We start from the raw sequence: 25,556 nt of genomic DNA on the forward strand, positions 1-25,556 counted from the left end.
AATCTATATCTATCTTAACATGATTTGTCTAAGATAGGAAAAGTAATGGCTTCATTCTCTAAAGGTAGGATATCTCCTTTTTCACCATAGTATTTAATTCGTAAGTATTCTCCCCATACCCTTGAACGCCCTATCCCCGTCTCCATCCAATTGTAGCGACTGATTGGAGTTCCCTTATATGCTGCATCAAAGGTATAGGGAATGTATTCAATCTCATTAGGGATGTTCCTAACCAAGGTTCGCCACTGACGTCCGGTGGCGTGACTTTTACAGATAAACATGACACGATCAACCGTAGAAAAATCAAAAACCTCTTTGGCACAAGTCACATTTTCCAAGGTATTGGTCGATTTTTTCTCTGCAACAATACAATCTTTAGGAATACCAGCTTCAAAAAGAAAAGCCATAATAACATCCGCTTCTGTCTGTCCTTCAAAATGCCAATCAGGATGTGGCGTGCCCGTCAAACTACGTCCACCGGTTACAAGAATCTTATCAACATAACCTTTTTGATAGGCTTCAATAGCCTTTTCCCAATGACCAGGGTGAGTCCCTGAAAAGATAAAAAGAACATCACATTTTTGGGGTGAAACTTCCTCACCAAATGTTACTTGTGTTAAAAAATCAATTTCTTCCTGTGTCAATTGACTAGGAACATCAGGAGTCTTAGATATCATTGGCTTCATTACAGTCCTTTCATTGCTAACATCTTACATCATATTCTGTGGTTCATGGTCAATGGCTAGTCTCAAATCTTTATTATTCGGTTCTTGTGTCCAATCCAAAATATCATTTAGAACAGCTTCAAGATTGTCCTCAAAGCGATATTTGATAATGATTTGATAATGGTATAAATTATGAGTTCTAGCGATTGGCTTAGGTGTTGGTCCTAAAATTTTGACTTTTTCTGATAAATAGCTGCGCAGCTTTTCCATGACTTGATAGCTCTTATTAATAAGTAAGGTTTCATCTCTGTGGGATAAGGTCAAACCAACCGTGTAATAGTAAGGCGGGTAGGATAGCTGTCTGCGAATGTTCATTTCATAGTGGTAAAAGCCCTCATAATCTTGATTTTTGGCAAATTGAATGGCGTAATGATCTGGGTTGTAGGTCTGAATGACTACCTCACCAGCCTTTTCTGCACGCCCTGCTCGCCCTGCAACTTGTGTCAATAACTGAAATGTTCGCTCAGCAGCACGAAAGTCTGGTAAATTGAGTGAGGTATCTGCATTAAGCACACCCACTAGAGTTACATTAGGAAAATCCAGCCCTTTTGCAATCATCTGAGTCCCAAGCAAAATATCTGCTCCGCCATTTCCAAAAGTCTCTAAAATCTTTTCATGAGCCCCTTTTTGACGAGTCGTATCAACATCCATTCGTAAAATTTTAGCCTCGGGTAACAACTCTGATAACTCGTCATAGGCTTTCTGAGTCCCCGTTCCGTAATAACGAATACTCCTGCTCTGACAATTTGGACAGACGTTAGGAATAGCTGCTTGATGCCCACAATAATGACAGTTCATCGTCCTAGTATCCATGTGTAAGGTCAACGAAATATCGCAATTAGGACATTCATCAACGTAGCCACAATCTCGGCACATGATAAAAGATGAGTAGCCTCTGCGATTAAGCATCAAGACAACCTGTTCTTTCTTGGCAAGACGCTCCCGAATCTTATCCAGTAAAAGAGGCGTAAAATTACCAGCCTCCTGCTGACCGATAACATCTCTAAAATCAACAATCCGTACCGTAGGAATTGTCGCTAAAGGATTAGCACGTTGAGTCAATTGTAAAAACTCATAGACACTTTTGCTGGCTCTGGCTCGACTTTCGATGGAAGGGGTCGCCGATCCCAAAACGAGGACCGACTGATGGAACTTAGCACGAAGCAGGGCCACATCACGAGCATGGTAACGAGGATTAGACTCTTGCTTATAAGTTGTTTCATGCTCCTCGTCGATAATGATTGCCCCAATATTTTCTAATGGAGCAAAAATGGCAGAGCGAGCACCAACAACCACCTTAGCTTTCCCAGACTTAATCTTGCGCCACTCATCAAATTTTTCACCGTCAGACAATCCCGAGTGCATAATGGCAACCTGTTTTCCAAAGCGTGAAATAAAGCGCTGCGTCATTTGAGGTGTTAATGATATCTCTGGTACTAGAACAATAGCCGTTTTTCCTAATTTTAATACCTTATCAATAATGTGAAGGTAAACTTCTGTCTTACCCGAACCTGTAATTCCTTGTAACAAAAATGGCTTGCTCTCTTGACCAATTTTTTCAGTCACACTATCAACCACATTTTGCTGCTGGGCATTGAGAGTAAGAAAAACAGTTTCCTCTACACGCTCAAAATACTCGTCTGAGCGATTTTGTTCTACTTCATAGATTTCTATCAAACCATGCTCAATAAAGTATTTGACAATAGAAGCTGAAAAAGCTTTATTCAGCTCTGCTATTTTACCATCCTGAGCATTTTCTAATAAGTAATCTTGTAATTCCAAACGTCTTTTAGCGCGATTTCCCAAATCTGCTTGAGAAAGTTTCTCTCGATTAACTCTATAAAAACGTTCGGTTTTGATGTTTTTACGGTCTTTAGCCAGATAATCAACTTGAATATGCCCCAAATTGACTAAACGGGCCACCCTATTTTCTAACGATTTCTCTAACTCATTTGCCGAAAAACTCGCCTTATCCCCAAAAATATCCCGACGGTCGTCCTCAGAAAGCGTTTCTAAAGCTATTAACCGCTTATCATACTGGCTATTTAAAAGATTAGGGAGCATCGTTTTCAAAATCGAAATCTTATAAGAAAATACCGTCTGCCTCATGGCATCAGCCAGCTCCAATTGCTCTTGATTAAGAACAGGTTCAAAATCTAAGACATCAACGATCTCTTTTAACTCAGTATCAGAATCCTCTAGAAAACCAACAACAAAGCCCTGAAGAAGCCTGTTTCCTTTACCAAAAGGAACATGCACCCTAGATCCCAAAGCAATGACATCCACCAGATGAGTAGGAACTTCATATGAAAAAGGTTTATCGGTCTGCAGCAGAGGCACATCGACAATAATCTGAGCTATTTTTGTCATAAGATTTCCTTTCTTAATTGTTACGCCAAGTTAAAATCAATTAGTTTTTATTTAGTATTTTTGTTAGCACTTCTCCTAATGTGGTGTGGGGCGCTCAAAAGGTCTAGGAAACCTTTTGAGGTGGGGAATAAGGCGAACGAAGTTCGTCTCAATCGTTAAGGTCTGGGAGGCCTTTTGAGGTGGGAAATGAAGCTGACGAAGTCAGTGTCAGAACCTCCTCTCCTACAGAGTTCCATTCCTTCTTGGCAAGCCTAGGTCTCCTTCGCTCCTAGGTTTCTAAGCTCAGGCTGAAACTGTCCACTGGAGAATTTCACCCCCACGAGGTTGGGACATAAATATCTCAACCTTCTATTTTTAATAGTAATAACAGATTGACGCAGTGGTTGATTGGAGGTCTGCAACTGGACACTTCTTCATTTTCAAGTGTCCACCTAAAATAGTCCACTGGACTATTTTACTACCACGCAATCGTTAGCGGCCATCCTAATCAACTGTGCGGAGGTGGGACGACGAAGTCAATTTCTTCGAAATCATGACTTCTGTCCCACTCTCTATCACCACTGCGGAAAGTGCTAGTTGTGGCGACTTCGTCGCTCGTAATGATTGCAGAAAATACCAGCAATAAGTATTATAAAATAACCATACGCTAAAGGGGAATTCATTGTGACTAAGACAATTTATCTTAAACGAGTTTACTATTTTAAAGCTAAAACACTATATCTTTAAGTCTCGGCAAAAAACTTGGTTTTTATCTCTTATACGTTTCCAAAACAAAAACTATCTGAATTGGACAACTTCTTGATATAAAGGAAAAATCCAAGATAGTATATCTTAGATTTTTTCTCCTTCTTCTTCTTTTTCTTTAGCAATTTGCTCTTTAATTTTACGTTCTTCTTCTTCTTTTGCCAGACGCTCTGCTTCGATACGAGCAAGAACTTGAGCACGTTTTGCCTCAGGATCTGGGTGGATAGTCACGTTTCCTGATTCAATTTCTTCTAAGGCACGTAGAGTGTTTTTAACAGACTTAAATCCTTGAGTAGGATTTGCACCAGCTTCCAATTCGTGCGCACGCTTTGCCTGTAAAATACAAAGTGAGTATTTTGAAGGCACCTTATCCAATAATTTGTCAATTGACGGTTTTAACATCATAATCGTAGTCTCTTTTCTAAATATCTTTAATCATATCGTTGTATTTTCCGATGACGCGTTCTACACGGTAATGCTCCGCCTCAATCAGACGTTTCACACGTTCAGCTGCCAATGGTACCTCATCATTAACCACTGCATAGTCATACTCACGCATCAATGCAATCTCTTCTTTAGCACGGGCAATACGCTGAGCAATCACTTCATCGCTATCTGTTCCACGACCAACCAAACGATCTTTGAGTTCTTCCAAATCTGGTGGCGTCAAAAAGATGAAGACACCATCTGGCACTTTCTTCTTAACTTGAAGAGCTCCCTGAACTTCGATTTCAAGAAAAACATCAATTCCCTTATCCAAAGTTTCATTAACATAAGTCAGCGGTGTGCCATAGTAGTTTCCTACATATTCAGCATATTCCAACATCTGACCGTTTTTAATCAACTCTTCAAATTCTTCTCGAGTACGGAAGAAATAATCTTTCCCTTCAACCTCTCCAGGTCTCTTAGGACGAGTTGTCATTGACACTGAATACTCAAATTTATGGTCTGGTGTTGAGAAAATCTCCTCACGCACAGTTCCTTTACCAACTCCTGATGGTCCTGAAAAGACAATCAATAAGCCACGTTCAGACATTGTAAAAATCCCTCTTCTAAAAATAACAGACTGCAATAACCATCACAAATCTGCAACAAAAACATTCATATTAGTTCCTATTATTGTAGCAAAATCGTGACTATTTTTCAAGAAGAGAACCGCTAAAAAACAAAAAGCCTTTCGGCTTCCTGTCTATTTAGCATAGTCAACTGCACGTAATTCACGAATGACAGTAACTTTAATATTTCCTGGATAGTTAAGGTTATCTTCAATTTTTTGACGAACCTTATGTGCCATAATGGTAACTTGGTCATCCTTGATTTTCTTAGGTTGTACCATGATACGAATTTCACGTCCTGCTTGAAGGGCGTATGCTTGTTGCACACCATCAAAGCCTGTCGCAATTTCTTCCAAGTCACGAAGACGTTTGATGTAATTTTCCATTGATTCGTTACGTGCACCTGGACGAGCTGAACTAAGAGCATCAGCCGCCGCTACAATAACAGCAATAACTGATTCTGGTTCGACATCGCCGTGGTGACTTGCAATAGTATTGATAACAACTGGGTGCTCCTTGTATTTACGAGCAAACTCCGTTCCGATTTCAACATGGCTTCCATCAACTTCGCGGTCAATGGCTTTACCCATATCATGTAAGAAACCTGCACGACGGGCTAAAGCAACATTCTCACCGAGTTCACCAGCCAAAATACCTGCTAGTTTACCAACTTCGACTGAGTGGCGCAGTACATTTTGACCATAAGAAGTGCGGAACTGTAAACGTCCCATAATCTTAATCAAATCTGGGTGTAGGTTTGGAGCACCAATTTCATAAGCAGCCGCCTCACCATACTCACGGATACGGTTATCAAGCTCATTGCGGTTTTTCTCAACCAACTCTTCGATACGCGCTGGATGGATACGACCATCTGCGATTAAAGCTTCAAGAGTTAAGCGAGCAATTTCACGACGAATTGGGTCAAACCCTGATAAAGTCACAACTTCTGGTGTATCATCAATGATGACATCAACCCCAGTCAAACTTTCCAAGGTGCGAATGTTACGTCCTTCACGACCAATGATACGACCTTTCATGCCATCATCTGGCAAGTGGACTGTTGTCACTGTCTGTTCCGTCACGTATTCACCTGCAATACGTTGCATCGCTTGCGCTAACAATTCTTTTGCTGTCTTGGTTGAACGGTCTTTAACTTCTTGCTCTGCTGCCTTGATGCGAGTTGCAATATCGTGAGACAAGTTATTTTCTGTCTCAGTCAAGATAACCTCACGCGCTTCTGCAATGGTCATATTGCCTACACGTTCAAGTTCGGCATATTTCTTAGCTTCGAGTTCTGCTAATTGTCCCTCACGCTCATCGATATTTCTAGATTTATCTGTTAGACTTTGCTCTTTTGATTCGAGCTGTTTCTCTTTGCTGACCAGACTTTCATCTTTACGATCAAGTGAAGAGGCACGCTCACTCAAACGTGTCTCCATCTGTTTCAACTCTTGACGCTCAGACTTAAATTCTTGCTCAATTTCGTGACGATACTTTCTAGCTTCTTCTTTTGCTTCTAGTAAGAGCTCTTTTCGATGAGCTTTACTTTCAAGTTCTGCCGTTTTACGGATATGCTCAGCTTCTGCCTCTGCCTGTCCACGTAAATTAACAGCATCTTGTTCTGCATTGAGAAGGGTTAGTTCTGCAGCTTCTTTGCTAGATTTCATCTTAGCTGAAATGCCTACATAACCAATCATTAAACCGACGAGGATAGAAACAACTGCTAATACAATATTTAACATTTGTTCACCTCTTATTCTTAGTTTTTTCAATCAAAACTATATTTAAGTTTATCATAAAATAAAGCGTTTCACAATCTAAAAATTGATTTTATGGTATGATAGAAGAAAATAATTTTTAGGAGAAAACCTATGACCAAAGAAGTTATTGTTGAAAGCTTTGAGCTTGACCATACGATTGTAAAAGCCCCTTACGTCCGCCTTATTTCTGAAGAAAAAGGCCCTGCTGGTGATGTGATTACGAATTTTGACATTCGTCTTGTCCAGCCAAACACAAATTCTATTGAGACTGCTGGGCTCCATACCATTGAACACTTGCTTGCAAAACTCATTCGCCAACGTATCGACGGTATGATTGACTGCTCACCATTCGGTTGCCGTACAGGATTTCACCTTATCATGTGGGGGCAGGTTGATGCCACAACCATCGCAAAGGTTCTCAAATCAAGTTTAGAAGAAATCGCAACTGTGACCAGCTGGGAAGATGTGCCAGGAACGACTATCGAATCATGCGGCAATTACAAAGATCACAGCCTCTTTGCTGCTAAAGAGTGGGCAAAACTCATCCTATCACAAGGCATCTCAGATAACGCTTTTGAAAGAAACCTTGTGTAATATCACCAATAACATCATGTGATAGCAATCGTTGAAAAAGACAAAAACGAGCCTCTTCGGAGCGCTCGTTTTTGTCTTTTTCAACGACTATTAATAGTCTAGGTTATCAGCATGACCTTTGGCATTTCCTACAAAGTAGCCTGTTTTACAATTGATTGAAAATAGATAGGTACCATCTGGTTTGAACATGTTGTAGTAACCGTTACCGTTGATAATATTAACTTTTTCCAAGATATAATCGTTACCTGTAATGTAACCACGCTCTTGAGCCGTTGCGACGATTTTTTCAAGAATTCCCTCGTTAAATGTCCAAGCTCGATTATTAGTATCAGCAATCACGTCAAAATTATAAGGCACGCGACTCAACTGGCGTTGCAGCGTGTTAACATCATAATTTGTGATACCATAAATGCTTGAAGCAGGTGCCGCCTGAGCTGGTGTTGTTACCGGTGCTGATGCCGCCCCATTAGTATTTCCAGAAACGCCTGTATTCGAACGCGCTTCTGCTACAACTGCTTGTAAGAGCGTATCTAAAGTAGCATTTCCTGTATTCAACGTTGCTGCAGTTAAATCATCTAGACTAGCATTGCTTTTTAGGTTAGCTACCACTTTTTCACCATCAACAATGGCTTCACTTTCGAATTTATCATTAACACTTTGTACGGCTTTTATTGATTTATTTAAACGCTCAAACTTCGTTTTAGCGTCATTGTAATAGCTACTACCCTCCAAGGCTTTGAGTAAGTTTTCTAGCTCTGACACCTTACCAAATTCACTATTTTTTAGTTTTGACTGGCCCTCATCTACAAAAAATGCAGCATATTTCTTGTTAAAGGCTTCAAGGTTTTGTTTTTCCTTCTTAGACACCTCTTGCTTGGCTTCAGTTGTGCTTTCCGTTTGCGTCACTGTTTCCTTAGTAGACTGTGATGAATTGTTTTGAAGCATACCATAAGTAATAGCAGAGCCTCCCAAAATTAAAGTAAGCACTGTACCTATCCATAGTCCCTTTTTCTTGTAAAATGGCTTCGCTGACTCTTCCTCACCAAGAGCAATTCTTCCATCTAAAGCATTAGAAGTCCCAAACTCTTCAGTCTTGTCAATAACACTGACTGGAATAGCTTCAGTCTTAGAGGTAATTTCTTCATCAACTTGTTTTTGATCTAACTCTTTTGTTTCTTCTAAATTCTCTTGTTGAGCCGCAACCAAGCTTTCAACATTTTGATGGCGCAATTCTGATAAATCACGCGTGTTTTCAAATTTTTGAGAATTAACTTCTTCACGATTTTGCTTGATGTATTTGTCTAGAATCGAATCATTCTCAGTGATGCCAACTTTCAATTCCGCTTCTTTGCGGACAGCTTCTTCAATGGTCATCTCTTTGGCCTGCTCAAAATTAAGTTTACCTTGAGGTTCTCCAGCCGTGTTTTTCTCTGACATAGTCTTCCTTTCTACGCTTGTTGGCGTCTCACTCTTTCTCCATAATATTGGTAAAGATCAACTTTTAACGTTCCGTTGTATAGTTTTCGTTTTTTATCAGCAACTGAACCATATTTCGTCTCAAAAGCTTCATCACTCGTTAAAATGAATTTACTCCACGTTTTGAGAGGGGCAAATGTTTCTCCCATTTCACGATAAAGAACCGTAATCGCATTATCATCCAATAAGCGTTCTCCATACGGAGGATTTGAAACGATAACACCATTAATCTTATCTGTGTGCAAATCTTGAAGGCGCATTTGTTTAAAGGTGATGACATCTGAAAGCCCCGCTTCTTCAGCGTTTTTCTTGGCAATTTCGACCATCCGTGCATCGATATCACATCCCATGATATCCAATTCGATATCATAATTTGCCTTACTTTCAGCTTCGTCGCGTACGCTTTGTACCAAATCCTTATCAACCCAAGGCCAAGCTTCAAACGCAAAGCTACGGTTAAACCCAGGGGCAATATTCATCCCAATCATGGCCGCCTCAATACAGAAGGTCCCAGAACCACAGGTCGGATCAATCAAGGGCTTATCAGGAAACCAGTTGGTCAACTGAAGAATCGCTGCTGCCATATTTTCTTTAATCGGTGCACCACCTTTTTCCGTACGGTAACCACGTTTAAAAAGGCTTGTTCCCGTCGTATCAATCAAAACAGTCACAACATCTTTAAGAATGGAAACTTCAATTTTAAACTCAGGTCCATTCTCCATCAAGGGGACACCCTCAGGACGATGAAAATGCTTTTGAAGTTTTTTCACCACAGCCTTTTTAGTAATCGCTTGGACAGAAGGTTCATTGTGAAGTTTTGACTTAACACACTTGGCCTTAGAAATCGGAAATGCAGCCCCTAAAGGAAGATAATTTTCCCAATCTAAGGCAAAAACACCTTGGAAAAGCTCCTCAAATGTCTTAGCTGGAAAAATTCCAACAACAATCTTGATACGGTCCGCTGCACGTAACCAAAGGTTAGTTTCTGCGATAGTTTTAACATCTCCTGTAAAACGGACTTTCCCATTTTCTACTTGGCAATCAATACCTAAATTTCTAATTTCGCGTCCAAAGACCGCTTCTAGTCCCGCCGCCGCTGTGGCAATTAAATTAAATTTTTCTTTCATCTTGTTCCTTATTCACATATTATTAGCTCTATTATAGCATAAATAGAGACTTATAAGATTAAAATCCTTTTACGTTTCTTTTAGAAATACCACAAGAAAAGGGGACTAGAACAGCTGTCCTAATCCCATCCTATATGCAATTTTCTATAAGCCATGTTTTGTTCCAGAAGTGACTAGGTACCACTTCCTTCGATAATCATCTGTCTACTGTTTCCAGTCAAGATAGTCCGTTCATTTCCAGCTATCTCGTGCCCCTACCAAAGTTTGGGTTGCTAGCTTGAGGGGTTTACCGCGTTCCATTTTTTACGTTTCCATAAAAACTCCGTCACTGTGGCACTTTCAGAGGTACTAAGGCATATCAAAGACTTAGCCCTTTTCCTCGCCGTAACGCCAATGGCGTCCCTAGGCTTATTGTTTCACCTAGCACAAACACTACGAGCATCTCAGCTCGTGCTAGCATGGACTTTCCTCATGAAAAAACCTGTTTTTCATGCGATTATCCGAAAATTACACTCTAAACTTACCGTGATTATTCAACGATTTGCTTACCAAAAACTTCTTTTTCTAAGCGACTGATACGTTTAAGAATATCAAAATTCGTCACAGACGCTGACAAACGCGTTAAATCATTTAGCTGATTATGAGCACTCGTATACGGAGAAAGTTCTGGTTGCACGCGTTCTGATTCAAGTGGTGTTGTAAAGACTTGTGTTTCAGGCGCAAGAGGCGTTGTTTCAGCCATTTGATTTTTGAACTGCTCACGTAATTGTTCGTTCTCCTGACGAAGAGCTTGTAACTGTGCTTCGTAGGTTTCATAGTCCTTAATGATTTCATCTAAAAATTCATCAATTTCATCTTTATCGTATCCACGAAGAACAATTTTAAATTCACGCTCAAAAATATCTTTAGGACTTAACATAATTTTTGCCATAACACACACTCCATACATCACTATTAATTAATCAAAACATTATCAAATCTATACTACCTAAAAGTTATCGAAAAATCAAGTTATTACACTCAATCATATAAATCTGATACAAATTCATCTAAAGTGTCTATCGTAAGAACTTTTAACTCATAGTCCTCTTTCTTAGTCATCAACTCATAAAGGTATTTTAAGGATGTTTCGTGTTCACTGTCATAGAAGATATAAGCGCCTTGGGTATTGTTCAATAAAAATTGATTATATTGCCTAAATTGACTGGGATTTTCGTAACGCTCAAAGGCATATTTGACATAATCAACCGCCTTAAAGTGCGCTAATTTTTCCTGATTGCCTTCATTCCAATTTTCACCCTGATTTTCAAAAAGAAAGATTGTAGCAAGAGAAAAACCATAGTCCTCTTTCAGACTTTTTGCGACTTCCAGCACCCAATATTCAAAACCTAAGTTTCCCGTAAAAATAAGCCAATCAACACCATCTTCAGCCAACCTTATCAGATCTCTTTTGATAACTTTTTTGATAATGTCAATGCGTTGATCCTTGTCTTGAAAAATTCCCAGCTCCATATTTTTATAGCCAGTCACTAAAAAGCTAAATTCCCAAACTAACTTCCACCGTCTGTTAAAGTGGAAGTTAATCTGATAAAACCTCTAACAACCAGTGGAAATCCGTGTCAGGGTAAGTTCCACTGGTTTTTATAATGGTTGATTTTATTGCATTTTTAGGCGAATTTAGGTGAAAAAAGGGTACACAAAATCCCCTCATCTGAAAGCGTTTCAGATTAAGTTCCGTTATGGTGGAAGTTAGTGTGAGACGTTTGAGTGGCTTATATTTAGATTAGTTTTTAGAATTTATGTTGGAGTAATTTTGGGGACTGACAGACGTCTTCTGCGGGAATTAAGGAAATGCCAAGAAGTTTAGCCAGTTCTTCGTCATAGGTAAAGGTAAAGAGCTCATAAGCTGATTTCCCATTCAAAGCAGCGCGTTTCACGCTATTGACATGAGAACAGACTAGGTTGATATCGTCCTGAGTTAAGTTATCAAAAGAAGTTCCCTTTGGTAGAATATCGCGAATAAGGGAGTGATTTTTCTCAATTTTTCCTTTCTGGTCAGAGCGATTAGGGTCACAAAAGAATAGTTTAATCTCACCTCTGATATCCATCTCGATGTCATCAACTCTGGCAAATTCTCCGCCATTATCTGTAAGAATGATAGGGAAAACATCGAAGAAATTTCTATCAGCCTCATAAAGTGTGTTCTTGATGACATAGAAGTGTTTAGCGACCTCAAGAGCGGTTTTATTGTCCAGAAGTCTAGCGAAGATAAAGTTACAGAAAGACAAATTGAAGGTGAGTAATACTTTTCCGCCAACCCGTCCAATAACGGTGTCCATTTCAAGCCAAGAGGTCAGTTGTCTATGTGTCAGGTAGTTTTGGAAGTCCTCATAAGAACGCCCTTTTTTAGCTTCTTTAGGGATAGAAGGCAGGATAGATTTGCGCCTTTCTTTGAATTTTACAGCTCTAGCCAGATCAATAGGAGCGATAGAAAGGTATCCTTTACGGATGTGTCGATAGACGGTTGAGGAACTGACATCAAGGTTATGCGTTTTAAGGATGTGATAGATGTGTTGTCCCTTTTTCACACCATCAGAAATGACTTTATCCATATCCCAGAACGTTTGAGAGTTGAGAGGTGTTCCTTCTCGAGCCTCAACGAGGGTTTGTTCGTATTGTTTTTGAGCCTGTTTAGCGAGGTAGAAGATTTTCTTGTAGCCACAATTTTGTCTTCTCTTAGGACATCCGTTACAGACAAATGGGGATTTATCAATGAGAGGGCAAGGAAGCCCATCACTGGTAGAGGTTCTGACCTGTCTGTTACGTTTGACCTCTTTGGAAACGGTAGTAGGATCTTTTAGGATAGTTTGTCCAATGGCTTTGAAGGTTTCTCCACGTTCTAAGCCAAGTTGGATGTCATTGCGGTCTGAGAGGGTAAGGTGTTTATATTTTGTCATAGTAAGGACTCATTTCTAACACAAACGTCTCAGACTTAATTCCACCATAAAAATCCGTTTTAGACTAATTTCCACTTCGAAAGCTAAAGTGGAAATTACTTTGGGAAATTACCCAGTCACTAAAAATGCAGTCATTATTTGTCATCCTTTTTTAAATTATGTTATAATTAATAAGATATAAGTGAAAAAATCAAGGGAGGGTTATGGTTAATTATCCCAATAAGCTCAACAGAAGAAGTCATTCTGCCACTCAAAATAAGCTGGGCCATAAGACTATTGATTTTGCTAATCGCGGTATGTCATTTGAAACTGCAATCAATGCCACTAATGACTATTACTTGTCTCGTCACATGGCGGTCATTCATAAAAAACCTACCCCGATTCAAATTGTAAGAGTTGATTATCCTAGACGTAGTCGAGCAAAAATTGTTGAAGCCTACTTTAGACAAGCCTCAACGACTGACTATTCGGGCGTTTATAAAGGATATTACATTGACTTTGAAGCTAAAGAAACCCGTCAAAAAACGGCGATGCCTATGAAAAACTTCCATCATCACCAGATTGAACATATGGCAAATGTGTTACAACAAGACGGTATCTGCTTCGTTCTCCTTCACTTTTCCAGTCTCCAAGAGACTTACCTTCTCCCTGCGAAACCTCTGATTGATTTTTATCAGATTGACCAAGGGAGCAAGTCTATGCCTCTTGATTATATCAGAAAAAATGGTTTCGCCATAGAAACAGGTGCCTTTCCTCAGGTTCCTTACTTAGATATCATAGATAAATATATTTTAGGCGGTGATTAGCATCAAAAACGCAAGAAAAAAATTAAAACCTTCCAGAACTAAGAACTCAAGTCCTTGGAAAAAAATCTTAGGCTACTTAACAATCGGTCTACTTAGTATTATCATTTTAGCCGTTTTGGCAGGTGGTGGTCTGTTTGCTTTCTATGCCAGCCAAGCTCCGGAACTTTCTCAAGAAAAATTGCAGGCCACAAGTTCTAGCTTGATTTACGATAAAGACAACAACCTGATTGCCGATTTGGGTACCGAAAAACGAGAACTCGTCACTTCAGATAATATCCCTATCGGCTTGGTGAATGCGGTGGTGTCCATCGAAGACCATCGTTTCTTTCAACACCGCGGAATTGATATTTATCGTATTTTAGGATCTGTTTGGCATAACCTGACTAATGATACGACTCAAGGTGGTTCAACACTTGATCAGCAGCTTATTAAGTTAGCTTACTTTTCAACTGCCGAATCAGATCGTACTATTAAGCGAAAAATTCAGGAAATTTGGTTAGCCTTGCAAATGGAACGTCAATTTACAAAAGAAGAAATTTTGACATTCTATATCAACAAGGTATATATGGGAAATGGAAACTACGGTATGCGTACCGCAGCTAAATCTTACTTTGGTAAAGATTTAACCGAGCTATCCGTTGCCCAATTAGCCTTACTTGCTGGTATTCCTCAGGCACCAAGTCAATACGACCCCTATACACAACCTGAGCTAGCCACTAAGCGCCGTGACATTGTATTATCCCAAATGTATCGTCATGACTACATCACAAAAGAGGAATACGATAGCGCTGTCGCAACTCCCGTCAACGATGGCTTACAAGCCCTAAAACCTGCCACAAGTTTCCCTAAATACTATGATAATTACTTGACAGAGGTTATCGCTGAGGTTCAAAAACAAACAGGCCTTAACATTTTCAACTCAGGGCTTAAGGTCTACACAAACGTTGATAGTGCCGCTCAGGAATATCTATACGACATCTACAACACAGACACATACGTTGCCTATCCTGATGAGGAATTTCAAGTAGCCTCTACTGTTATGGATGTTACCAATGGTCACGTTATTGCTCAGCTTGGTGTTCGTAACCAACAAGAAGATATTACCTTTGGTTCAAACCAGGCAGTGTTAACCGATCGTGACTGGGGTTCAACCATGAAACCTATCACCGATTATGCCCCAGCCATTGAAAACGAGGTTTATACTTCAACTGCGCAAAATTTAAACGACTCTTTCTATTACTGGCCAAACACTAAAACGCAAATCCATAACTGGGACCGTCAGTATTATGGTTGGATGACAATGCAGTCTGCTATCATGCAATCGCGTAATATTCCAGCTGTAAGAGCATTAGAAGCAACTGGTTTAGAGAAAGCGAGTCACTTCTTGGCTGGATTAGGAATTACTTATCCTGAACTTTACTACTCAAATGCCATTTCTAGTTCCACATCAAGTACGGATCAGCAATATGGTGCAAGTAGTGAAAAAATGGCTGCTGCCTATGCTGCTTTCGCCAACGGTGGTATCTACTACGAACCTCAGTATGTTAATAAAATCACCTTCAGCGACGGTTCAAGTAAAACCTATAAAGCTAAGAGCAATCGTGCCATGAAAGAAACAACAGCCTATATGATGACTGATATGCTAAAAACCGTTCTCTACTCTGGTACTGGAACTAGTGCACAAATTTATGGCGTGCATCAAGCTGGAAAAACAGGAACATCTAACTATACAGATGACGAACTTGCTGCCATTGAAAAGAATCTCGGTTTAACTAATTGGAACGTGGGACTCATGGCTCCAGATGAAAGCTTTGTTGGTTATACTCCTCAGTATTCAATGGCTGTTTGGACTGGTTATAAAAACCGTCTCACCCCTGTATATGGCCAAGGGTTATCCATTGCTACTGATGTCTATCGCGAAATGATGACTTATTTAACCGGTGGTTATAATAAAGATTGGACAATGCCAGATGGGCTTTATCGTAGCGGTAGCTACCTCTACCTTAGCGATGCCACTCCAAGCTACAATTATTATGAAGAGACAACCGACGATTCTAGCACTAGCGAATCAGAAACTTCTGAAAGCTCATCAGTGACCGAATCAAGCACTCTCGATGATACAGGCAGCCAAACAACCAATACCAATGAAATAACTTCTACTAATAGAAACTAAATTGAGTATCGAAAAAAGCAGATTGGAAAATCCAGTCTGCTTTTTTTTATTATAGTTTCTAACGGTCATCCTAAGTTAATCAACGACTGATTCTCAATGATATCCTTAGTGATTTTTTCTGAGAACTTTTCCCATCAAGAATCCCAGATAAGCTCCTAAAATATTATGAATCACATCTGTAATATCAGCCATCCCAATCGCTAATAGGTATTGAGTAGCTTCATAAACTAAACTTAGGCAAATAGCTGTTACAAGTAATCTTTTTGCTCTGCTATTTCTCAAAAAGAATCCTAGAGGCGTGAAGGCAACAATATTAAAAACAATTTCTCGCCAGTCTATCGCTTGACTTCCTACTGTTTGTGCTATTTCAGCATAGGGAATAAGATTAAGGGAGCGGTACTCCATCGGCCAAGGCAGACCTATCCGAAACTTAAGAAGAATTCCCTAGGTTAAGACTGTAATGTAAAGAAATATCAAAATCTTTTCAATCGCTTTCATAATTCCTTCTAAAGAAGAGGTTGGGACATAAATATCTCAACCTTCTATTTTTAATGGTAATAACAGATTGACGCAGTGGTTGATTGGAGGTCCTAAACCCTTGCTACGCAATCGTTAGCGGCCATCCTAATCAACTGTGCGGAGGTGGGACGACGAAGTCAATTTCTTCGAAATCATGACTTCTGTCCCACTCTCTTCTCTTATCTATTTACGTTTACGTGCAATGAGGTGAATTGGTGTTCCTTCAAAACCAAAGGCAGCACGAATTTGATTTTCCAAAAAGCGCATATAAGAGAAGTGCATCAATTCTTCTTCATTAACAAAGATAACAAATGTTGGTGGTTTAACCGCAACTTGTGTGCCGTAAAAGATTTTAAGGCGTTTTCCTTTGTCTGTTGGTGTTGGATTGATAGCAATCGCATCCATAATTACATCATTAAGGACAGCTGATGGGATACGTTTATTTTGGCTTTCACTGATACGCTTAATCATTTCTGGTAATTTATGCAAGCGTTGTTTAGTCACAGCTGATACAAAAATAATTGGTGCATAGCTTAAAAATTGGAAACCATCTCTAATATCTGCTTCCCATTGAGAAACCGTGTGATTATCTTTTTCAAGGGTATCCCATTTATTAACAACAATGATAATCCCTTTACCCGCTTCGTGGGCAAAACCAGCAATACGCTTATCGTATTCACGAATACCTTCTTCAGCATTGATCACCAATAATACGACATCAGATCGGTCAATGGCTCGCATTGAACGCATGACAGAATACTTTTCAGTATTTTCATAAACCTTACCAGATTTGCGCATACCTGCGGTGTCAATCATAGTGTACTCTTGACCTTCGCTATCTGTAAAGTTAGTATCAATCGCATCGCGTGTTGTTCCTGCAACAGGGCTAGCAATCACACGGTCCTCACCTAAAATAGCATTAATGAGACTTGATTTACCAACATTTGGACGGCCAATCAAGCTAAATTTAATAATATCTGGATTTTCTTCCTCACGCTCGGTCGGAAGATTTTCCACAATAGCATCTAAAACATCACCCGTACCAATACCGTGTACAGAGGATACTGGATAGGGATCACCTAGACCAAGTGAATAGAAATCGTAAATGTCATTTCGCATTTCAGGGTTATCAACTTTATTGACAACCAAAATAACAGGCTTATTGGTCTTATAAAGGATACGAGATACGTATTCATCGGCATCCGTTACCCCTTCTTTTCCAGAAACAACAAAAACAATCACATCTGCTTCTGTCATCGCAATGTCTGCTTGATGCTTAATTTGCTCCATAAACGGCGCATCCACATCGTCGATACCACCGGTATCTATCAGACTAAACTGGCGGTTGAGCCACTCTCCTGTTGTATAAATGCGGTCGCGAGTAACACCCTCTACGTCTTCAACGATAGAGATGCGTTCACCAGCGATACGGTTAAAAAGTGTTGATTTACCAACGTTGGGACGCCCAACAATGGCAACTGTAGGTAAAGCCATAATTCTCCTTTAAATATTTTGTTTCTTCTAAATTACTGTCACATGTCATCAACAATTTTATGACTGTAACATTATCTTCTATTTTCACCTCGCAGATGTACTTCTTTCGCTAAAAAACGAATGCGTTCCATCACACGTTTGGCTTGCCAAGTCTCATCCGAACCTCTGATCATTCCCATTTTTTTCTCTAAATCAGAAAAACTGTAGTTCGATGTGAAAAAGGTTGGTAACTCTTCCAACATACGATACTGTAAAATCACTTGCAGAACTTCATCACGTACCCATGAGGTTGACTGTTCTGCACCAATATCATCCAAAATCAATACCTGTGATTTTTTCACGGCATCAATTTCTTCTTTAACAGTACCGGTATTGATGGCATTTTTGATATCAATGGCAAAGCTTGGAAAATGTAAAAATGTCGTAGAAACACCTTTTTTCTCCGCTAATTCACGCGCCATGGCAGCAAGCATGAAGGATTTTCCAACCCCCATATCACCATGTAAGTAAAGTCCTTTTTGCTGAGCTTGTGGATAGTCAGCGACAAATGTTGTCAAGTCATCTAAAACCTGAATACGATTCACATCATCAAGATTAACATCTTGAAAGGTAATTTTCTTGTAAGTTTTTGGCAAGCTAACCAGATTAATACGATTTTCAATCGCCTGCTGGTTTTGAGCAGCTTTCAGCTCAGCAGTCTCACGATAAGAGACATCTGCATAACCCTCATTCATAAAGAGAACTGGTTGATAGCCTTTGGCAAGATAACTAGCATCTCCCGCTTCAAATTTCGCACGTTCATTGCGATACTGATTAAATTTCGGGAGACTACGTTTAATCTGTTCAGAAGTCATCTGATGGCGAGCAATAAAGTCTGCCACCTCAGAATCAGCTAAAATCACACGCATCAAGTCATCAGTTACTGCTCGGTGTAAGTGCTGACTGCGCTCTATAGTTTGTCCAACTTTTTCCATCTACTCACTCCCTCCTAAACGCGCAAGCATTTCTCGCTTCATCTCTTCCAACCTCGCCTTCTCCTCAGGCGTCGTCTCATTCTTATAATCTGGATTACTCCAATCAGGAACATTAGATTTTACTTGCTTAGCACTCTTGCTGCTCTCTTTTTTCCTTTGGTCAAAGCTGCGCATTTTGCTGATGGCAACCTCTGCACTAGTAACCTCTTGATAGGCAAAATCATTGGCAATCTTCATCAGATAAGTTTTATTAAGGTTTGCAGACTTGGTCTTTGCCAAGGTATAAATCACCATCACATTAATCACATCATCCAAGAAATTCATAGCAACAAGTTCATCTAAAACACGCCATTCATCCGCAGTGATAACAGCCTTACGAGCTTTTTTAATCTCTCCGAGAATTTCAGCTGGACTTTGCGTCTTAGATTTCGCCAACAATTCAAATTCTTCTTTGGTAAAATCAGATGACGTTGCTGGCTGCTGCGCTTGTTCTAGAAAAATTTTGATGCGTTTGGGCAAAATCGTATGACGGTAAGCCGTTTGTTTAGCCACCTTATACAACTCAAACCAGGTTAAGTGGTATTTTTCAGCCAAATTATAAAGCTCAATGACTTCCTCATCTTCTTTTTCTAAACGCAAACCTTCTGACTGCATGCGCTGTTTAAAAAATTCCCACTGAAAACTAGATTGACGTTGCGGCTTAACATTCGTTTCTTCGATACCTGTAAAAACTTCCGAGAATTTTTTAGATAAATTACGAGCTGTTTCAGGAATTTTCGTCATCAATTCTCTGACAGCTACCTCGCCAATACGCTTTTCCAATAATCTTCGATAAGCAGGATTTTCTAAAAATTCAGAACTTGACAAGGCTGATTGGATATCAATAAGATAACCTTCTGGTGTCTGGTAAAATGCAACCAAATCCATAGCCGTCAACAAAGCTAGCGCCTCTTCAAAGCGCCGCATCCCAAACTGCATATGATTTAAAATCTCAGTAAATTTATGCGGTCTGATACCATTGTCCCAAAAAGCTATAAAATAAGCATAAAGACCAATGGCGTCAACTCCTAAAATTGGCTGATAAACTTGCGCAAGACTTTGATGCTCATAAGCATGACGATTCCCTTCAAGGTAGGAAAAGGTATCATTCGGTGTCATCTCTTAGACTCCCTTTTTTCTTACCTCTTACACGGTTTGTAATTTGTCGAAGAAGCTCTTCAATCTCATCGACATCCTTGAAAGAACGGTAGACGCTGGCAAAACGCACATAAGTAATCTCATCAAGCTCTGCCAATTCATCCATGACCAAATTACCAATCACAGTACTATCAACTTCACTATCGTAGTCACTACGCACCTTGCGCTCAATACGACTAATCGCTTTTTCAATATCGCTACTAGAAACTGGACGCTTCTGGGCACTCTGGATGATTCCATTCAAAATCTTGTCACGAGAAAATTGCTCACGTGTACCATCCTTCTTAATCACAAGAAGAGGCATTTCCTCTAGACGCTCAAAAGTCGTAAAACGATTGGCACATTCTTCACATTCACGACGACGACGGATGGTATTCCCATCCTCTGCTTGGCGACTATCAATCACACTTGATTTATTGCAATGACATTTTGGACAGCGCATAATTCACCTACTTTACCTGATACTTAATACTTTATTCTACCACAAAATACGGAATAACAAAAGCAGTAGGACACGCAATCATTCTATGCTTACCTCCGCTTTCGCTATTTAGTTCCAGTTTCAAGCTAACAGCATTTGGGGCTCAATAATGACAGTATTTCACTATTTCAAACTCTTCTGCTTGTATTCGAACTAGCTTTTATACTTAGTATAGGTAAGTCACAATATGATTTTCAACCCTTGAAGTTAAATAAACAAAAATTTTGTTTTAGTCTATATTGACAAACCGCAAATCCTTCTATATACTAATGCTGTATTAATTAACAGTTACTAAAGGAGTTACTCTTGAAAAAATCACTAAAATCAGCAATGCTTCTAGCTGGATTAGCTCTAACATTGTCTTATCATTCACCAGTAAATGCTAGCGATCGTTCTTGGAAAAGTTGGTTTATTGAGCAATACTTTTGGTTAAAACGTGATAAAAGTTACTATTCACAGCAAAGCGATATCAGCTTTCAAAACTACTTAGATGCCTGTAGAGAACAATCAGACAAACCTTACCAACTTGACCAAGCTTCTGTTAATGGCGAGCTAAAACAAGAGACACTCTATGACATGCAGGTATTTACTTGGAACGATAAAAACGATTCCAATCAAAAAACAATTCTTTATCTAGCAGGCGGTTCTTATCTCAACAACCCAACTAGCTATCACATCAGCATGTTGCGAAACTTGTCGATAGCATTAGATGCTAAAATCGTATTACCAATTTACCCTAAAGCACCGCGTTATAGCTACGATTATGCCATTCCGCGCCTTGTGAATCTCTATGATGATATTTTAAAAAAGACAAATCATTTAATTTTAATGGGAGACTCTGCTGGCGGTGGTCTGGCACTAGGGTTAGCTCATGCATTAAAACATGAAACCAACCACTTGCAACAACCTACACAAATTGTCTTACTCTCTCCTTGGCTTGATGTCACTATGAGTCATTCTGAAATTTCTCAGTACGAAAATAGTGATCCTATTTTATCATCGTGGGGGTTAAAACGCGTCGGAGAGCTCTGGGCTAAAAATCCCGATAACACTGACCACATCTATGTCAGCCCTAAAAATGGTCCTACACAACATTTAGCGCCAATTGCAATTCTGACAGGAACACGTGACATCTTCTATCCAGACATTCGAGATTATGCTAAGACACTCAAAGAAACAGCTACCAGCAAAATTATCTATATCGAAAAAACTGGTATGAATCACGTTTACCCTATTTATCCTATTCCAGAAGCAACTGAAGCTCAAGACCAAATCGTCAAAATTATTAACGGTACCTATCCCTACTAATCATCTGAATCTTATACTTAACAAAAATCAACTGTTAAAGTCAATTAGTTTTTATTTAGTATTTTTGTTAGCACTTCTCCTAATGTGGTGTGGGGCGGAAGCGACCTCCTACAGAGTTCCATTCCTTCTTGGCAAGCCTAGGTCTTGCCAACCCCTTCACACTAAAACTAATTAGTTTTAGTGTTATCACCACTGCGGAAAGTGCTAGTTGTGGCGACTTCGTCGCTCGTAATGATTGCAGAAAATACCAACAATAAGATATTATAAAAAAACCATATGTTGAAGGGAAATTCATTGTGACTGAAACAATTTATCTTAAACGAGTTTACTATTTTAAAGATAAAACACTATAACATGACTACCTCAACTTAACAAAAACAGTTCCATCCAAACTTTATTGATTCATTTTTAGAGAGTATCATCACTTAACTATATAAAAAAGCAGTAGCTAATCAGATTGATTAAGCTACTGTTTTTAGTTTATTTCGATTATTAATGCCTATGCTTGAACTTCAGCAATCACTTCAATTTCAACTTTGACGTCACGTGGTAAACGTGCAACCTCTACAGCCGAACGTGCTGGAAAGTCCGAACTAAAAGCTGTTTTATAAACCTCATTAAAAGGCACAAAATCATTCATATCACTGAGGAAACATGTCGTTTTCACCACGTGATCAAAATCAGTACCCGCAGCTTCTAAAATCGCTGCAATGTTTTTCAACACTTGTTCAGTTTGTTCTTGGATGGTATCACCGACAATCTCTCCTGTCTCTGGTGAAAGCGGAACTTGACCACTGGCAAACAACAAATTGCCAACAATTTTTCCTTGAACATATGGACCAATAGCCGCAGGGGCTTTATCTGTATGAATAGTTTTCATAATTATCTCCTTTTTTCTTAATGCCCTAAATAGTCTTCCCAAATCTTATCAAAATCACTCAGATTAAAGGCAAAACTCGCCTCATCTTCCAAGTAACGACTGACAACTTCAAAATCATCCGTATGTTTTGGGAACGTTGTCTCATCAAAAGCTAAATCAGCTAAGATGGCTACCGGCTCATGACTTTTTGGATTACGCTGAGCCATCAGCCAGGTGTAAAATGATTTTCTCAATGCCAATTCTCCTCAATAATCAAATGTTTCGTCTCCCACTTGAATGGTACGAGTTAATTCTTCTCCTTCAAATGGTTTACGAACTTCAATCAAATTTAAAACAGTATATCCCTGCTTTCTCAAAAACGCTATCATCCCATGGTTGTTAGGATGAACATAATGAAACAAGGTTTCACCACCTAAAAACTGCGATAACCTCTCAGCCCTTTGAAAAAGTGCCGTAGCAATCCCTTGCTTTCTGGCAAGCTCAGATACAAAAATCTGTTCTACCCAAACCAAGGAACCTTCAACTTTACAAACGATGTAGCCAACTAGATTATGCTCAACGAAAGCACCATAGACTGGAAATTTCTCTTCTAAAAAGTATGCGAACTCTTCACGCCCTTCTTCTAAATCAGGCTCTACCATACGATTCTTAAAACGTCTTAATGTAGACCTAAAAGAGGCAAAAAGCGGAGCAGCCTGCTCCAAATGGCAGGTAGTCAATTCTAAAATCGTTATCATTTCCAATTATCCTTGAGAAAGGCTTTACGAATAGCTGAACTTTCTTTATAACGCTCAGGGCTTTTTTTATAAAAACCTTGATGGTATTCTTCTGCTTCGTAAAAAGGCTGCGCTGGTTCAATGGTCGTTACAATAGGTTGTTCAAAACGTCCTGAAGCTTGCAAAGCTGCCTTAGACTGCTCTGCTATTTCCCTTTGACGCTCATCAAAATAGAAAATCACTGGACGATAGTTGTCTCCTCGATCTTCAAATTGACCAAAGGCATCTGTTGGATCAGTCTGCGCCCAATAAATCTCCACCAAATCAGCAAAACTAATCTTCTCTGGTTCAAAGATAATCTCAACTGCCTCGGTGTGCCCTGTCGTCTTGGCACAAACCTCTTCATAAGTAGGATTCGGGACATGACCACCCGTGTAGCCTGAACGAACAGACAATATCCCATCTTGTTCTTCAAAAGGTTGCACCATACACCAGAAACAACCGCCAGCAAAAATAGCTCTTTCCATACTTTTCACCTCTCTAAAAACTCTTTTGTGATTTCAAACTTTTATAATGGTTTCATTATAGCAAAAAGTCGCTTTATTAGGCAATTTAAAAAGAGAGTGTGACAGAAGTTACGATTTCAAAGAAATCGGCTTCGTAGTCACACCTCCGCACAGTTGATTAGATTGGCCGCTAACGCTTACTATTCAAGGGGCTAGGACTTCCAATCAACCAATGCGTCAAACTGTTATTACTATCCAAAATATAAGGTATAAAAGAGGTTTGTTCCAACCTCTTTTATACCTTATATTATTTGCGTTTTCGTTTCACTTCAACGGCTACAATACCCAATAGAATAGCCAAAAGAGGTATGAGGATTAAGCCTTTCTTGAAGAACAAATCAAAAAGTGTCACATCTTGGTCAGCTGATCCTGGAATAACTTTCTTAATAGCCTTTGCGACTGGATTTTCAACCTTAGTCACCTTTTGGCTCGATGTGATGTTAGGACTAACACTTTCTAGACCATTATCCAACGACAGGTTGCCTTGCTCATCGATAGCGTAAACAGGGGTACTTCCTTTTTTCAAAGTACCATAGAAATCCTCTTTAAGTTCGTATTTTTGTCCATTGATTTCCTGCTCTCCTGCTTTTAATAGGAGACGCGTTTCATAATCAGCGTATGCTTTTTCAATAATAGCATTCCCAAAAGGATGACGATAATACTCACCATCTTGATCAGACCAGTCACCCACTCCCATAATCACTGCAATGACTTCTTGCCCCTTACGATTGACAGTTGCCATATAATTAAAGGCACCGCTTGGACTTGAGCCTGTTTTAAGACCATTAACCCCTTCAATACCATATTTTGCACCTGGTAAAGAGTAATTATAAGTATCAAAAGTCTCCTCATATGGTGTCCCTGCTTTCACAGTAACGACTGGATCTTTAGTATGATTGAGGATAGCTGGATATTTCTTAACAAAATTATAAACTAATATGGCTAAATCACGCGCAGTCGTTTCGTTTGGTAATTCAATAGGATAACGTGTAGGCAAATAATAACCATTAAACGCTACTGCCGCTGCACCACTAGCATTGTTCCACGTCGTGTTCGTCATTCCTAGCTCTTTAGCTTTGGCATTCATCAGATCCAAAAAAGCATCCGCATCGTTATTAGACAAATAATTGGCAAGCATAACGGTTGTTGCATTCGACGATGGGACAGCCGTCATCGTAATGAGTTCACCAACTGTATAATCCACACCAGCTACAATTTTATTATTAGAAATAGCATAAATCTGAGCAATAGCTTGATCTGTCTCAGTCGCTGTGATAATCGTTTCCTCTGTCAGACGTCCCTCAGCAATCGCCTCATATACCAGATAGAGCGTCATCACCTTACTCATACTCGCTGGATCTCTGAGAGCATCACTATTATCCTGCCAAAGAATCTCCCCAGTTTTTCCATCAATAGCTATCGAAGATTTTGGACGATTAATCTCAAGAACATCATAACCTGCCGCACGAGTAATGTCCATAATATCATCCGCTTTTACCGTCGCTGGAAAAAGCAGAGCAACTAAAGCTGCTAGTAATACAACACGTTTTTTCACACAACACCTCTTTGGTACAAATTCAAGATAGTTTCATTTTATCATATTTCAGAACTATTTCAAAGTGGTTTCAAACTCA

General features: G+C 39.5%; 24 protein-coding genes and 1 other RNA gene. 4 read left to right on the plus strand and 21 right to left on the minus strand.

Annotated elements, in window-relative coordinates:
- Positions 1–14 precede the first annotated feature (14 nt).
- From AB6M99_RS08065 to AB6M99_RS08085, 5 genes are all read right to left on the minus strand, one after another.
- Positions 15–686: a YdcF family protein gene (locus AB6M99_RS08065; RefSeq protein WP_121835787.1), complete on the minus strand. Its 672-nt coding sequence runs from the start codon at positions 684–686 to the stop codon at positions 15–17.
- A 24-nt stretch (positions 687–710) separates the two neighbouring features.
- Positions 711–3,095, minus strand: a complete 2,385-nt coding sequence (locus AB6M99_RS08070) for a primosomal protein N' (protein WP_121835788.1) — start codon at positions 3,093–3,095, stop codon at positions 711–713.
- An 831-nt stretch (positions 3,096–3,926) separates the two neighbouring features.
- Entirely contained in the window at positions 3,927–4,244 is a 318-nt protein-coding gene (rpoZ, locus tag AB6M99_RS08075; RefSeq protein WP_121835789.1) for a DNA-directed RNA polymerase subunit omega, read from the minus strand.
- 16 nt (positions 4,245–4,260) lie between these two features.
- Complete coding sequence (gene gmk, locus AB6M99_RS08080; RefSeq protein ID WP_121835790.1) at positions 4,261–4,875, minus strand: guanylate kinase; 615 nt, start codon at positions 4,873–4,875, stop codon at positions 4,261–4,263.
- 153 nt (positions 4,876–5,028) lie between these two features.
- Positions 5,029–6,636, minus strand: a complete 1,608-nt coding sequence (locus AB6M99_RS08085; protein WP_121835791.1) for a ribonuclease Y — start codon at positions 6,634–6,636, stop codon at positions 5,029–5,031.
- 129 nt (positions 6,637–6,765) lie between these two features.
- Here AB6M99_RS08085 and AB6M99_RS08090 point away from each other — a divergent pair, with 129 nt between their 5' ends.
- Positions 6,766–7,248 (plus strand): S-ribosylhomocysteine lyase, encoded by a 483-nt coding sequence (locus AB6M99_RS08090; protein ID WP_121835792.1) that lies wholly within the window; start codon positions 6,766–6,768, stop codon positions 7,246–7,248.
- A 90-nt stretch (positions 7,249–7,338) separates the two neighbouring features.
- Here the strand turns inward: AB6M99_RS08090 and AB6M99_RS08095 are convergent, their stop codons facing one another.
- The 6 genes from AB6M99_RS08095 to AB6M99_RS08120 all read right to left on the minus strand — a co-directional run bounded on the left by AB6M99_RS08095 (position 7,339) and on the right by AB6M99_RS08120 (position 12,808).
- Positions 7,339–8,685, minus strand: a complete 1,347-nt coding sequence (locus tag AB6M99_RS08095; protein WP_369350519.1) for a cell division site-positioning protein MapZ family protein — start codon at positions 8,683–8,685, stop codon at positions 7,339–7,341.
- An 11-nt stretch (positions 8,686–8,696) separates the two neighbouring features.
- Positions 8,697–9,851 carry a class I SAM-dependent RNA methyltransferase gene (locus AB6M99_RS08100; protein WP_369350520.1) on the minus strand — a complete coding sequence of 385 codons (1,155 nt, stop codon included), beginning with the start codon at positions 9,849–9,851 and terminating at the stop codon, positions 8,697–8,699.
- A gap of 142 nt (positions 9,852–9,993) precedes the next feature.
- Positions 9,994–10,359: RNase P RNA component class B (gene rnpB, locus AB6M99_RS08105), an RNA gene on the minus strand.
- A 21-nt stretch (positions 10,360–10,380) separates the two neighbouring features.
- The gene (locus tag AB6M99_RS08110) at positions 10,381–10,782 is read right to left on the minus strand and encodes a DivIVA domain-containing protein (protein WP_121835795.1); all 402 of its coding nucleotides are present in this window, start codon (positions 10,780–10,782) and stop codon (positions 10,381–10,383) included.
- An 89-nt stretch (positions 10,783–10,871) separates the two neighbouring features.
- The gene (locus AB6M99_RS08115; RefSeq protein WP_281272443.1) at positions 10,872–11,435 is read right to left on the minus strand and encodes a DUF1273 domain-containing protein; all 564 of its coding nucleotides are present in this window, start codon (positions 11,433–11,435) and stop codon (positions 10,872–10,874) included.
- Between the two features lie 206 nt (positions 11,436–11,641).
- Positions 11,642–12,808, minus strand: coding sequence for an IS30 family transposase (locus AB6M99_RS08120; RefSeq protein ID WP_369350352.1), 1,167 nt, complete (start codon positions 12,806–12,808; stop codon positions 11,642–11,644).
- 203 nt (positions 12,809–13,011) lie between these two features.
- Here AB6M99_RS08120 and recU point away from each other — a divergent pair, with 203 nt between their 5' ends.
- Together recU and pbp1a are read left to right on the plus strand one after the other, a co-directional pair.
- Positions 13,012–13,614: a Holliday junction resolvase RecU gene (recU, locus tag AB6M99_RS08125; RefSeq protein ID WP_121836407.1), complete on the plus strand. Its 603-nt coding sequence runs from the start codon at positions 13,012–13,014 to the stop codon at positions 13,612–13,614.
- 64 nt (positions 13,615–13,678) lie between these two features.
- Positions 13,679–15,787: a penicillin-binding protein PBP1A gene (gene pbp1a / locus AB6M99_RS08130; RefSeq protein WP_369351207.1), complete on the plus strand. Its 2,109-nt coding sequence runs from the start codon at positions 13,679–13,681 to the stop codon at positions 15,785–15,787.
- Between the two features lie 105 nt (positions 15,788–15,892).
- Here the strand turns inward: pbp1a and AB6M99_RS08135 are convergent, their stop codons facing one another.
- From AB6M99_RS08135 to nrdR, 5 genes are all read right to left on the minus strand, one after another.
- Complete coding sequence (locus tag AB6M99_RS08135) at positions 15,893–16,192, minus strand: VanZ family protein (RefSeq protein ID WP_369350521.1); 300 nt, start codon at positions 16,190–16,192, stop codon at positions 15,893–15,895.
- Positions 16,193–16,489: 297 nt separating this feature from the next.
- A complete protein-coding gene (der, locus tag AB6M99_RS08140; protein WP_121836404.1) occupies positions 16,490–17,800 on the minus strand; it encodes a ribosome biogenesis GTPase Der in 1,311 nt (436 codons plus the stop codon).
- Between the two features lie 71 nt (positions 17,801–17,871).
- Positions 17,872–18,774, minus strand: coding sequence for a primosomal protein DnaI (gene dnaI, locus AB6M99_RS08145; protein WP_121836403.1), 903 nt, complete (start codon positions 18,772–18,774; stop codon positions 17,872–17,874).
- Positions 18,775–19,932 carry a helicase loader gene (locus tag AB6M99_RS08150; protein WP_121836402.1) on the minus strand — a complete coding sequence of 386 codons (1,158 nt, stop codon included), beginning with the start codon at positions 19,930–19,932 and terminating at the stop codon, positions 18,775–18,777.
- The gene (nrdR, locus tag AB6M99_RS08155; protein ID WP_121836401.1) at positions 19,919–20,413 is read right to left on the minus strand and encodes a transcriptional regulator NrdR; all 495 of its coding nucleotides are present in this window, start codon (positions 20,411–20,413) and stop codon (positions 19,919–19,921) included. The genes AB6M99_RS08150 and nrdR overlap by 14 nt, the downstream gene beginning before the upstream one ends.
- 369 nt (positions 20,414–20,782) lie before the next feature.
- Here nrdR and AB6M99_RS08160 point away from each other — a divergent pair, with 369 nt between their 5' ends.
- Entirely contained in the window at positions 20,783–21,760 is a 978-nt protein-coding gene (locus tag AB6M99_RS08160; protein WP_369351208.1) for an alpha/beta hydrolase fold domain-containing protein, read from the plus strand.
- 499 nt (positions 21,761–22,259) lie between these two features.
- On the opposite strand, the gene AB6M99_RS08165 is transcribed toward AB6M99_RS08160, so the two are convergent.
- From AB6M99_RS08165 to AB6M99_RS08185, 5 genes are all read right to left on the minus strand, one after another.
- A complete protein-coding gene (locus AB6M99_RS08165; protein WP_121836409.1) occupies positions 22,260–22,643 on the minus strand; it encodes a RidA family protein in 384 nt (127 codons plus the stop codon).
- Positions 22,644–22,657: 14 nt separating this feature from the next.
- Positions 22,658–22,873 carry a YozE family protein gene (locus AB6M99_RS08170; protein ID WP_121836400.1) on the minus strand — a complete coding sequence of 72 codons (216 nt, stop codon included), beginning with the start codon at positions 22,871–22,873 and terminating at the stop codon, positions 22,658–22,660.
- 12 nt (positions 22,874–22,885) lie between these two features.
- Entirely contained in the window at positions 22,886–23,377 is a 492-nt protein-coding gene (locus AB6M99_RS08175; protein WP_121836399.1) for a GNAT family N-acetyltransferase, read from the minus strand.
- Positions 23,374–23,883, minus strand: a complete 510-nt coding sequence (gene msrA, locus AB6M99_RS08180; protein WP_121836398.1) for a peptide-methionine (S)-S-oxide reductase MsrA — start codon at positions 23,881–23,883, stop codon at positions 23,374–23,376. Before msrA ends, AB6M99_RS08175 begins: the two co-directional genes overlap by 4 nt.
- Positions 23,884–24,169: 286 nt before the next feature.
- Positions 24,170–25,477 carry a D-alanyl-D-alanine carboxypeptidase gene (locus AB6M99_RS08185; RefSeq protein WP_245962726.1) on the minus strand — a complete coding sequence of 436 codons (1,308 nt, stop codon included), beginning with the start codon at positions 25,475–25,477 and terminating at the stop codon, positions 24,170–24,172.
- Positions 25,478–25,556: the final 79 nt, after the last annotated feature.

This window comes from Streptococcus hillyeri (genome assembly GCF_041081565.1).
Taxonomy (GTDB): Bacteria; Bacillota; Bacilli; order Lactobacillales; family Streptococcaceae; genus Streptococcus; species Streptococcus hillyeri.

What these genes read in the sequence shown, in the direction of transcription:
- gmk (WP_121835790.1), bottom strand. Translation starts at nt 4,875, where the DNA reads ATGTCTGAACGTGGCTTATTGATTGTCTTTTCAGGACCATCAGGAGTT.
- AB6M99_RS08150 (WP_121836402.1), bottom strand. Translation starts at nt 19,932, where the DNA reads ATGACACCGAATGATACCTTTTCCTACCTTGAAGGGAATCGTCATGCT.
- rpoZ (WP_121835789.1), bottom strand. Translation starts at nt 4,244, where the DNA reads ATGATGTTAAAACCGTCAATTGACAAATTATTGGATAAGGTGCCTTCA.
- AB6M99_RS08070 (WP_121835788.1), bottom strand. Translation starts at nt 3,095, where the DNA reads ATGACAAAAATAGCTCAGATTATTGTCGATGTGCCTCTGCTGCAGACC.
- AB6M99_RS08160 (WP_369351208.1), top strand. Translation starts at nt 20,783, where the DNA reads ATGCTTCTAGCTGGATTAGCTCTAACATTGTCTTATCATTCACCAGTA.
- AB6M99_RS08120 (WP_369350352.1), bottom strand. Translation starts at nt 12,808, where the DNA reads ATGACAAAATATAAACACCTTACCCTCTCAGACCGCAATGACATCCAA.
- nrdR (WP_121836401.1), bottom strand. Translation starts at nt 20,413, where the DNA reads ATGCGCTGTCCAAAATGTCATTGCAATAAATCAAGTGTGATTGATAGT.
- msrA (WP_121836398.1), bottom strand. Translation starts at nt 23,883, where the DNA reads ATGGAAAGAGCTATTTTTGCTGGCGGTTGTTTCTGGTGTATGGTGCAA.
- AB6M99_RS08175 (WP_121836399.1), bottom strand. Translation starts at nt 23,377, where the DNA reads ATGATAACGATTTTAGAATTGACTACCTGCCATTTGGAGCAGGCTGCT.
- AB6M99_RS08065 (WP_121835787.1), bottom strand. Translation starts at nt 686, where the DNA reads ATGAAGCCAATGATATCTAAGACTCCTGATGTTCCTAGTCAATTGACA.
- dnaI (WP_121836403.1), bottom strand. Translation starts at nt 18,774, where the DNA reads ATGGAAAAAGTTGGACAAACTATAGAGCGCAGTCAGCACTTACACCGA.
- AB6M99_RS08095 (WP_369350519.1), bottom strand. Translation starts at nt 8,685, where the DNA reads ATGTCAGAGAAAAACACGGCTGGAGAACCTCAAGGTAAACTTAATTTT.
- AB6M99_RS08085 (WP_121835791.1), bottom strand. Translation starts at nt 6,636, where the DNA reads ATGTTAAATATTGTATTAGCAGTTGTTTCTATCCTCGTCGGTTTAATG.
- AB6M99_RS08110 (WP_121835795.1), bottom strand. Translation starts at nt 10,782, where the DNA reads ATGGCAAAAATTATGTTAAGTCCTAAAGATATTTTTGAGCGTGAATTT.
- AB6M99_RS08135 (WP_369350521.1), bottom strand. Translation starts at nt 16,192, where the DNA reads ATGGAGTACCGCTCCCTTAATCTTATTCCCTATGCTGAAATAGCACAA.
- recU (WP_121836407.1), top strand. Translation starts at nt 13,012, where the DNA reads ATGGTTAATTATCCCAATAAGCTCAACAGAAGAAGTCATTCTGCCACT.
- AB6M99_RS08100 (WP_369350520.1), bottom strand. Translation starts at nt 9,851, where the DNA reads ATGAAAGAAAAATTTAATTTAATTGCCACAGCGGCGGCGGGACTAGAA.
- der (WP_121836404.1), bottom strand. Translation starts at nt 17,800, where the DNA reads ATGGCTTTACCTACAGTTGCCATTGTTGGGCGTCCCAACGTTGGTAAA.
- AB6M99_RS08090 (WP_121835792.1), top strand. Translation starts at nt 6,766, where the DNA reads ATGACCAAAGAAGTTATTGTTGAAAGCTTTGAGCTTGACCATACGATT.